This is a genomic window from Spongiimicrobium sp. 3-5 (assembly GCF_046557915.1).
GTDB lineage: Bacteria > Bacteroidota > Bacteroidia > Flavobacteriales > Flavobacteriaceae > JBHEBG01.
Genome location: NZ_JBHEBG010000003.1, coordinates 594,758 through 603,942 on the forward strand (window position 1 = coordinate 594,758; position 9,185 = coordinate 603,942).

The 9,185-nt window shown below is 37.4% G+C and carries 10 protein-coding genes and 1 tRNA gene; 1 reads left to right on the top strand and 10 read right to left on the bottom strand.

All coding sequences use genetic code 11. From position 1 onward, the window contains the following. Nucleotides 1-26 precede the first annotated feature (26 nt). A tRNA-Pro gene (locus ACEQ81_RS14220) sits at nucleotides 27-104 on the top strand. Nucleotides 105-322: 218 nt separating this feature from the next. On the opposite strand, the gene ACEQ81_RS14225 is transcribed toward ACEQ81_RS14220, so the two are convergent. The 10 genes from ACEQ81_RS14225 to ACEQ81_RS14270 all read right to left on the bottom strand — a co-directional run bounded on the left by ACEQ81_RS14225 (nucleotide 323) and on the right by ACEQ81_RS14270 (nucleotide 9,140). Beyond that, nucleotides 323-1,447 carry a Fic family protein gene (locus tag ACEQ81_RS14225; protein WP_411031568.1) on the bottom strand — a complete coding sequence of 375 codons (1,125 nt, stop codon included), beginning with the start codon at nucleotides 1,445-1,447 and terminating at the stop codon, nucleotides 323-325. 404 nt (nucleotides 1,448-1,851) lie between these two features. Then, complete coding sequence (locus ACEQ81_RS14230) at nucleotides 1,852-2,988, bottom strand: type II secretion system F family protein (RefSeq protein WP_411031569.1); 1,137 nt, start codon at nucleotides 2,986-2,988, stop codon at nucleotides 1,852-1,854. Further along, nucleotides 2,988-3,455 carry a type II secretion system protein J gene (locus ACEQ81_RS14235; RefSeq protein ID WP_411031570.1) on the bottom strand — a complete coding sequence of 156 codons (468 nt, stop codon included), beginning with the start codon at nucleotides 3,453-3,455 and terminating at the stop codon, nucleotides 2,988-2,990. Before ACEQ81_RS14235 ends, ACEQ81_RS14230 begins: the two co-directional genes overlap by 1 nt. Then, the gene (locus tag ACEQ81_RS14240; protein ID WP_411031571.1) at nucleotides 3,442-3,783 is read right to left on the bottom strand and encodes a hypothetical protein; all 342 of its coding nucleotides are present in this window, start codon (nucleotides 3,781-3,783) and stop codon (nucleotides 3,442-3,444) included. Before ACEQ81_RS14240 ends, ACEQ81_RS14235 begins: the two co-directional genes overlap by 14 nt. Further along, nucleotides 3,771-5,051, bottom strand: coding sequence for a hypothetical protein (locus tag ACEQ81_RS14245; RefSeq protein ID WP_411031572.1), 1,281 nt, complete (start codon nucleotides 5,049-5,051; stop codon nucleotides 3,771-3,773). Before ACEQ81_RS14245 ends, ACEQ81_RS14240 begins: the two co-directional genes overlap by 13 nt. Beyond that, the gene (locus ACEQ81_RS14250; RefSeq protein ID WP_411031573.1) at nucleotides 5,048-5,512 is read right to left on the bottom strand and encodes a hypothetical protein; all 465 of its coding nucleotides are present in this window, start codon (nucleotides 5,510-5,512) and stop codon (nucleotides 5,048-5,050) included. Before ACEQ81_RS14250 ends, ACEQ81_RS14245 begins: the two co-directional genes overlap by 4 nt. Nucleotides 5,513-5,590: 78 nt before the next feature. Next, entirely contained in the window at nucleotides 5,591-6,283 is a 693-nt protein-coding gene (locus tag ACEQ81_RS14255) for a hypothetical protein (protein ID WP_411031574.1), read from the bottom strand. 1 nt (nucleotide 6,284) lies between these two features. Then, a complete protein-coding gene (locus tag ACEQ81_RS14260; protein WP_411031575.1) occupies nucleotides 6,285-7,016 on the bottom strand; it encodes a hypothetical protein in 732 nt (243 codons plus the stop codon). Between the two features lie 326 nt (nucleotides 7,017-7,342). Continuing rightward, the gene (locus tag ACEQ81_RS14265) at nucleotides 7,343-7,780 is read right to left on the bottom strand and encodes a hypothetical protein (RefSeq protein ID WP_411031576.1); all 438 of its coding nucleotides are present in this window, start codon (nucleotides 7,778-7,780) and stop codon (nucleotides 7,343-7,345) included. A 1-nt stretch (nucleotide 7,781) separates the two neighbouring features. Further along, nucleotides 7,782-9,140: a M91 family zinc metallopeptidase gene (locus tag ACEQ81_RS14270; RefSeq protein ID WP_411031577.1), complete on the bottom strand. Its 1,359-nt coding sequence runs from the start codon at nucleotides 9,138-9,140 to the stop codon at nucleotides 7,782-7,784. Nucleotides 9,141-9,185: the final 45 nt, after the last annotated feature.

Consider the following 9,185-nt stretch of genomic DNA (forward strand, 5'->3'; position numbering starts at 1 on the left):
GTTTTATATATTGATAGCCATACTATCGGGGTGTAGCGTAGCCCGGTTATCGCGCCGCGTTTGGGACGCGGAGGTCGCAGGTTCGAATCCTGCCACCCCGACCAAGAAAATCCGATTATGAAAATGGTCGGATTTTTTGTTTTTTCTATTTTTGTTCGAAAGCAAAACCCCAAAGATTTTGCGACATATTAAATATACAGAGAGACCTTGGCGTATTTACCACAAGTCCGTATTAATTATAGCCATCTTAAGTTTGTTTCTGATTATTTTACTTGTATAAATCAGAAAGAACAAAAGAGAGGAATATGTTGGGATGCGTTTTTTATCTAAACAAATTAAGATATTCATCAAACCAATATTGTTTTCCCCTTTTTGCTCCTGTAATTTCTTTTAGAATCCCGAGTTTCTCAAGTTCATTCACCAGTTTATATGCCGAGGGGAGAGAAAGTTCAGTTAAGTCAGCTACTTTTTGAACATTTATTAAAGGTCTTAAATAAAGTTGACTAACAACCGCTCGTGCGTTACTGGTTCGAGCACCTAATCCTTGAATTTTGAAATCAACTTCCTTTTGAAGTTTCATAATATTATCGAATGTTTCAATACTTTCTTTCGCGGTTTCAATGATTCCTACAAGGAAAAATTTGAACCATTGTTTAATATCATTCGATGTTCTAACCTTCATTAAGTTGTCATAATATAATTGTCTATTTCTTTCAAGAAAATCTGATAAGTAAAGAATTGGTTTTTTCAATATTTCTTTCTCAACTAAGTAAAGAGTTATTAAAAGTCGACCAACCCTACCATTACCATCTAAAAATGGGTGAATCGTTTCAAATTGATAATGTATAAGAGCTACTTTTAGTAAATGAGGTAACAAAATTTCCTCATTATGAGAGAATTTTTCGAGGTCTCCCATTAAACGAGGAACGTCTTTATGAGGAGGTGGAATGAATGTGGCATCAGAAATTGAAGCACCTCCAATCCAATTCTGACTTGTTCTAAACTGACCCGGTATTTTGTGTTTTCCGCGTACTCCTTTAAGCAGAACTTTATGAGCCATTTTGATTAGTCTTGATGATAAAGGTAATTCGTCCAGAGATTTAATAGTTGAATTTAAGGCATCTATGTAATTTTGAACTTCTTCCCAGTCATCTCGTTGCTCTTCTGCGATTTCTTCTTTGTCTTGTAATGCCTCTTCTATATTCGTTTTGGTCCCTTCAATTTTACTTGATTTTGTAGCCTCTTTTAAAACATGCATTGAAATAAATAAATCAATGTTCGGGGTATGTTCAGAGTACATATCAAGTCGTCCAAGCTGTCTGTCAGCTTGACTTAAAAGCTCAATGACTTCCATGTCATCAAGTATCCAGTCTCGATTTATCTCTAGAGGAATGAAACTTTTGAAGGTTCCTTGATTGACGTAGTTACCTGCTTTAAAGTTTTTCACTGTATTTTAATTTATTTTGAATCTAATTTAAGAAAAAAATAGAAAACTTAAATAAGAAGAAGAGTTATTTAATTATAAAGATACAATTCTTTAATAAAGAGGATTGGTTTTTAAATACAACACAACGGTCACGGCTATGATTTCTTTGAGGAATTTCACGCATTGAATGTTCTGCCTAAAACCAACCTTAGCTTAAAAGTAAGGATTTCCGTTTAGGAAATTCTACCACAATGAATTATAGCCCGTGTTAGTCATAGTTTTTTAAAGCAAAGTCCACTAAAAGACTGTTGTAATCAAAAATATTATCATTAAATAAGCAAGTCCACGCGTTTTTTTAACTCCAAAATTTTCATGATTTTAAACTAATTTCATATGAACTCAGACATTTAGAACCTAGGGCTTTATTATCCTAAAACACTACCCAATTTAAACATGGGCAAGTACATGGCAATTAATATGATGCCCACGATTGCACCTACTACAACGATGATCATCGGTTCTAGCAACGTAGAAAGTAATTTTGACTTTTGCTGAACTTCAATATTGTATTGTTCGTTCAATCTTTCAAAAACAAACTCGGTTTGATTTGTTTCCTCCGCAACCTTGACCAAAGAAACCATGCGGTTGTCAAAAATCTTGTTTTGACTTAGGCTTTTGCTAAGGCTTTGACCTTTTAGAATTCCTTTTTCAACATCTGCCAATGCTTCTTTCAATGGAAAAAAATCAATCATTTGCCTTACCAATTCGATGCTATTCAAAACAGGTACCTTAGATGCCGTTAGAAGTGTCACTGCTTGGGTAAACTGGGCCATGTACACGGCCTTTATAAAATTACCGATGTACGGAATCTTAAGTTGTAGATACCCTTTTTTCTTCTTGAAGAGCTCATTGTCACCATATATTTTGCGAAGTACAATTAGGCCAATTATGAACAGTATTACATAATAACCATAATTTTTGATGAAGTCCGAGGCAGCAATAATGAATTCGGTTATGCCTGGCAATTCCACATTGTTCTGCTTAAAAATATCTTGAAACATTGGTACCACCAGACGCAACATGAAGACAACAACCAGGATGGCCGTTATTAATATGATAATTGGGTAGGTCAATGCATTCAACAGATTTCTTCTTTGCTCATTTTTACGGCCAAAAAACTTGCCTAACTCCTTGGCAATTTTGGCGGTAGTACCCGTTTCTTCACCTATTTTTAAGGAATGGTACTCATACTCGCTAAATTCTTTGTTGGCACGTATCACCTCTGAAAACGCTTTTCCGGATACTAAGGCGTTTACCATTTCGGAATAAAAAAACTGTTGCTTTTCCTTCTTTTGATTATCGCGTAAAAGACTCAATGCATCTTTCAAATTTATTCCCGCGTGCAACAAAACACTTATTTCGGTATAAAAATTCTCCTTTTTCTTGTTGGAGAAGGAGGAGGAGAATAGGGTTATTTCTTTTTTGAGAATATCCGTAGCACCCCCTTTATCTATAGAGGTTATGCTCTTTTTCGAAACGGTATTTTCTAATTTAAATCCCATTAATACATATATTCTGAAGCAGGGTTTTCATTATAAATAAACACCGCCTTACTACTGTTTTTTTGTCCTGCCGTTAGTTTTATTGCATCTATAGGGCCATTTGATACTTCTTTTCCGTCAAAATAAAATAATGGGCTAACTAGCTTCAAACTAAATGTATCCTGCTTACAAATAACCCATTCTTCTTCAAAGTGATAGTTGGTGTTTTCAATTTCATTTGATAAGCTAAGCACCTGGGTATTACTATTAAAGCTAATGTTGGGATAGGTTTGGAAGTCTATCCATAACGACTGTCGTAGAAGATTCAATTCCGTATTGCCCTCGTAGTTTTCAGACATACTTTCCATCTGCTTTTGTACCAAATTCAATACGGAGAAAGCAAGACCCACCACAACAATCGTAATCATAAGTACCACAATCATCTCGCTTAGCGTAAAAGATTTTATTTTATGGTTAATTCTTTTCATCTAGTACCATAGCGGTTTTTAATTCCTTTTTGGTTTTGGTATGAATAGCTTCTATTCTTGGTAATTCTCCATTCGGCATATTTTCGAGTTCAAAACTGATTTCCCAGTCATTAAAGGTTTCGAAATAGGGTAAGGCAATAAAACCATTCTGATATTGATATTCCAATTCATTGATTCGAGCCGATACGTTTTGGATATTATTCTTTATAGAAGATGCGAAAACGGAATTCAAGATCATGCTGGCCATTAAGAACAGTATAATGATCAAAACCGTGGCAACCATGGTTTCCATTAGGGTAGAGGCCCTTATTTTTCTCAGTACAACCATTTTACAACTGCTTTAAAAGTTTTGTTTCCCCTTAAGGGCAAGCCTACGTACTGTTGTGGTAACTTACCAATATCAATGGTACCATTGAACAAATGGTTCTGATAAATACTTCCGTTTTCCAAGGCCATAAAACCCGAAGTACTTACGCTTCCGATGACATTACCTTTTAGTTCTAAATTTTTATGGCAATAAATTTCACCCCATACATCCGTATTGTTATCAACTTTAATTTGAGGGGAGAAAGTACGTTCCTCTTCCTTAGGCCCCAAGTACATTAGAAAACCTTTAACCAGCGAATTTGGTCCTAGAATGATATTTGATTTTCGAATGTTTTTTGATGTTTCAGCGGCAGGCGAAGTACTGCTCACGACCAGTGCCGATGGGTATGCCAAATGACAATTTTGGCCTATTTCTATATGCTTGCTGGCAATGGCCTGAAAAGTACCCGAAACCCTATCTTTAATAATAATTTCCGGTGCAATTAATACAACGTCTTTCAAACTACTGGAAGCATCTACCACAATACGCCGGCTTGCATGAACAATGATATTACCCTTCAGGGATACAGCGAATAACATCACATTATCACCCTGAATTACTTTAGTGGGATGTTTAAACGAGTTATGGACTATCGTATTTCGGGATAATTTTAAGGTTTCCATATGTTGCTGTGGAACCCAGTTTTTGGACATTTTTTGAACCCGATCCTGAAATTCAGAATCCAATTCGGGCAATCTTGCGTTGCTTTCGAGCTGCCGGCCAGATACCAGTGAAGCACCATAAAATGAATTCCCAGAAATATTCCCAGGTCTTATGCCTTGTTTTGGCAGAAAAACATTCCCTCTTATTTTAGCCTTACCTACAATAATCATGGGGCGTTCATTGTCTTGAAGGTATAGCGCTGGCAACTCGGTTGTGCTTTTGGAACCCACCAAAACAGACTTTGTAAAATGATTTTTTTTAGCGGTTGCCACTACAGTATACTTTTCTAAAACACCCCAATATTCTCGAATCGCACGTACTCGGATTTGGTTTTCGAAAGGGATTTCTATTTCCGTAGAGTCATTGAATGACATCTGGGTTTTCAGGGCAGTTGCAAGGCCAAAATCTGCCGCTTTTACGGTATTTACGAAGCGCACGGTTTTTTTGCCAAAAAATGAATGGGAGTGGGCCAAGGTTACAAAAGTGAGCAAGAGTAGGGCTATTACGACCCCGATAAAGAGAACGAATTGTAAGGATCCGGCCGTTATTTTTTGACACCATTTCACTCTGTTAGGGGTATGGTTCTCGTTTTACCATTAATGCGAATGCTAATCGAATTGGCGTTACCACTCACCAATTTTACCTTGTTGATTTCATCCTTCGGACCCATCAAGTGTTGTTGCCCGTCAATGGTCACAAAAAATATGTTTCGTTTGCCGTCTTTGTCCGTCACCAGTCCGGTGAATTGAACCTTGATTTCTGGCATTGGTGGTTTTTTGCTTTTTAAAGTACGCTTCACTTTCTTAACCTGTTTTTTAGGAAAGGTTCCTAAAAAAGGGTCCCGGTAATCGGCAAGAATTGAAAAAGTGTCTTTTTCTTTCACGGTTAGGGTTCTTACCATCGGTTTTTCGTAACTACCCCCATCCTCGCTATTGCTAGAGTTTCCTGAAAACACTTTATATCCAATGAGCCCCCAAATGAGTAGTACAAGTGTTAACAAAAGATATGTTTTGGTATTCTTATTCATGAAATACAATCTATGGTAACAATATTTTGGTTGCCTAACGCCATTGATCAGGCCCTTAGATGAAACGCTGATATTATGTTAATTAATGATTAGTCTAAATACTTCGGAGTCTGCACTTTTATTGCCAGCAGCATCAAATGCCTGAACTAGCCAGAAGTATGTATTGGTGGTCAAATCAGCCTCATAAGATTTGTTTGCCCCCAAACCTTTTGCTTCCAGATTCTGTAAATCAACGTCGGTATAGATATAAATGCTATCTATTTCTGTACTTCCAGAAACATCTTCGCGAGTCCAACTAAAGGAAACATTGGTCTCGTCTTGCGTTGCTCCATCTGAAGGTGCAATGAGTACAGGGGTATTGGGGGGCGTTAGATCAATATTCTCATCACCATTTACGGTAAAGGAGTTTGTATTGAAAGCTGTTTCTATTCCCCCGTTTTGCCCCTTCACCCGCCATTCGTAGTTGCCGTTCAGTAAAGTCTTTTGAATCTTCGTAAGGATAATCCCCAATGAATCTTCTTGTATAAGACTGTCCAATATTATCTGGGCCGCGTTTGTAAAATTAGGTTGTGCCACCTCTACCTTATAAGAACGTGCATCTTCCAATGCATTCCAGTTAAAATTTACTTCATTACCGTTGATAACCGTTCCATCCAAAGGAGCAAGTACGGTAATTTGTTCTTTGTCTATTTCGGGGACCTCCAAGATGTCGTCGCAGGCAGAGAGGCCCAATACCATTAAGAACAATCCTATTGTTTTTTTTAATTGCATCCTAAAACTTTAAATACGATTTATCCGACTCAACCTTATCGGCTTTTTTAAAAGTACCTTTGGGACAGTTTGTCCCTTCGGGTAATAAAGCCTTTATTTTTTTACGATGGTAGCGGTCTTCACCCCAACAGAAAGTTGCCGTTTCATAATCGAAAACCTGAATTTCAGAAAAAGGTAGCCGCTCTTCTTGTTTCCCTGTGGTGAAAAGAAAGTGCTTGCCCCATCGGCTATCCTCACATAAAGTAACTTGGGTTGCAGACAACAGTTTTGCTATCAAAGCATCGGGTAGGGTAATGTTCCAAGAAGTCACCAATTTGTGCATACTATTGGTTGCCAGGTAGTTGCGTACGTTATTATTTTCAGAGGAATTCAAAAGGTCCACTAACTCCATTTTATCGGCGATTTCCAAGCGCAAATACTTGGGTTTGTATGGCAATGAATCTACAAAGGCAATACTATTGATCTTACCGGCATTGGCCATGTACTTTGCATAAATGCCATAGCTCCTGATATTAAATGGCAGTTCTTGTACGGTAATGGTTAGTGGGTCTGCCCATTTTGGGGTACCTACTTGAGAAGTATTCTTGTGCCATAAAACGTCTTTTTGACTTATTACAGACCCAATTTCTGGAAAACTCAGTGCATTGCGCTGTTTTTGGTCTTTATATGATGCGCAACCGAGGAACAATATTGCTATCAATACCGACAAAAATGGGGACAGGCTTCTTTTCATATTGGGTTTTCTACACGAACACAAAAAGCGATAAAGTACCTTTTTGGTTCTTTGGTATCGCCCTTATGTATTAATGTCCGGTGTGTAGAAAATGTTACCGTAAGCTAACCTGAAAAAGAGCTGGTGTGCGAAGTTTATTAAACTAATGCCCAATAGCTTTTACCTACGCCGTACGGCACGAGCAAAATGCTTATGCTTGTGGGGGAGGCACTAGAAATGTACTTTTTGATGTAATCCTTACTTTTCTATACAATGCCAAAGCTCGTAATACTTACGCATAAAAAAACCGCTCATTTCGAGCGGTTTCTAATTGAAAACTTTGTTTATTAATTTTTTGGCTTTCGCTCCATTGTTGAGATAGCATTATCAAAAGACTCTTTACGTCCTTTTGTGGCATTTACATAGCCTACAACGATGCCAGTTTCTTTTTTCTCACGCCAATACTTTTCATCTTGACTTGAGCCACTTATATCAATTGTATCATTAACAGCTATTTTCACTAAAATATCATTACCATATTTTTTGATTTTCTCCTTGTTAACTGCACCTCCTGATTCATCATCGTCCGTAAAATAAAATATTGAACCGTCTGGATATGCAAAATGATATTCTTTATAAACTTCTCCTTGTTTTTTTTGTAAATCATACCCATCTGGTAAGTCCAAAAAATAATTGGTCTTTTTAGCTTCCAACTTAACGCCTTTTGTTGTACCGCAAGATGTTAGAAGCATTAGAACGGTATATATTGCTATATAATTTTTCATCTTATAATCTTATAAAATTAAGCCAAGTAATTGAAGGTGGTGCTACCTGTATTGGCTTATTGTTATTGTCTAAAATCCTATAGTTTGTGCCTCCTGTTCTATAAAACTCCCTGGATGGATAACCTAACTGACTTCTGATTTGATTTTCAAAAAATGATGCACGACCCTCCATACGCTTTAATCCTGTGCTTGTAGGTCGGTTATCGGTTAAACCAAAATTGGCATCATATCCGTGGAATAATTCGTGTGCCAGATTAGAAGTAGGTCTTGTTCCTTGCCCACCACCTAATTCAAGTACACTACCACCCGAAGGGTTCCAATAAACGGTACCACCTGAACCACCAGCTTTTGGTGTGCCTTGTCCAGAATCTAAAATAGCAATGTTATAAGACGCACTTCTATCATCTGCTTTAAATTCATTTATTCCAGCGCCTCTCGGGTTCTTACTTGCATTGGTAATTACAAAGTTATTATCAGATGATTGTAGAGTTGATATTACATCAGTTCCCGTATTGGTTTCAGCATTAGCGATATCATTCAATGCTCCAACAGCTTTCCCAACAAAACTACCAGATGATTTCCCATTAGCAATTCTGTTTGTCAATCCTTTTCTAACTTCTTTCCCTTTTTTATTATAGAGCTTCCCATTTTCGTAACGCAATTTCCTAAATCCTGTATTTACCCAAATACTATCTCCTTTGACCTCTGTAAAGACCATAGGACTGTTCTTGGTAAAGTTATAAGGCGATTGGTCATAGTACTTTTCAGCAAACCTATCGATTTTGTTGAAGCGTGCAATAGCTGGGTCGTAGTCCCTCCATTGGAACGCATAGGTATTTTTACCGAGCTCTTTTTCCTCTTCCTGCCCTTGGAACGTCTGGTAGTTATTTTCCTGACCGTTTATGACATTATTGTATCCCTTGTGCTGTAACCCAAAAGGATAATAATTGTTCTCTTCCTGTATCTCTAAATCAACAGAAGCAGTACCAACATTCTTATAAGATAGTCTGATATTTCCGAGATGGTCTTTGTACTGATAGATATAGTCATACCCTAAACCTAGATTGTTTGGGTCTTTAGGTTCTACATACCCTTCCGGCGTACTGAAGAAAGCCAAACTGCCGTTCTCATAGATATAATTCCCAGTATAGTCAGTGTTCTTAGTAATCCCATTTTCGGTTTTCACCTTACTGAGTTTCCTTCCATAGGCATCGTAGATATAATCTATGATGCCATCATTAGCACCACTTACCGTAATCTTTGTTGGTTTGTTCAGGTGGTTATAATCAATATCCGTTATCCCCTTATTCAGGTCGGATATCATGTTGCCGTTATCGTCGTACTCTATGTAAAAAACCAAGTTGCGGCACCGTTTTTTGACCTAATAGGCCGCTAAAATTGTTAA

Coding starts and splice junctions, on each gene's coding strand:
- ACEQ81_RS14265 (WP_411031576.1), bottom strand. CDS start 7,780: ATGAAAAATTATATAGCAATATATACCGTTCTAATGCTTCTAACATCT.
- ACEQ81_RS14260 (WP_411031575.1), bottom strand. CDS start 7,016: ATGAAAAGAAGCCTGTCCCCATTTTTGTCGGTATTGATAGCAATATTG.
- ACEQ81_RS14235 (WP_411031570.1), bottom strand. CDS start 3,455: ATGAAAAGAATTAACCATAAAATAAAATCTTTTACGCTAAGCGAGATG.
- ACEQ81_RS14230 (WP_411031569.1), bottom strand. CDS start 2,988: ATGGGATTTAAATTAGAAAATACCGTTTCGAAAAAGAGCATAACCTCT.
- ACEQ81_RS14250 (WP_411031573.1), bottom strand. CDS start 5,512: ATGAATAAGAATACCAAAACATATCTTTTGTTAACACTTGTACTACTC.
- ACEQ81_RS14240 (WP_411031571.1), bottom strand. CDS start 3,783: ATGGTTGTACTGAGAAAAATAAGGGCCTCTACCCTAATGGAAACCATG.
- ACEQ81_RS14255 (WP_411031574.1), bottom strand. CDS start 6,283: ATGCAATTAAAAAAAACAATAGGATTGTTCTTAATGGTATTGGGCCTC.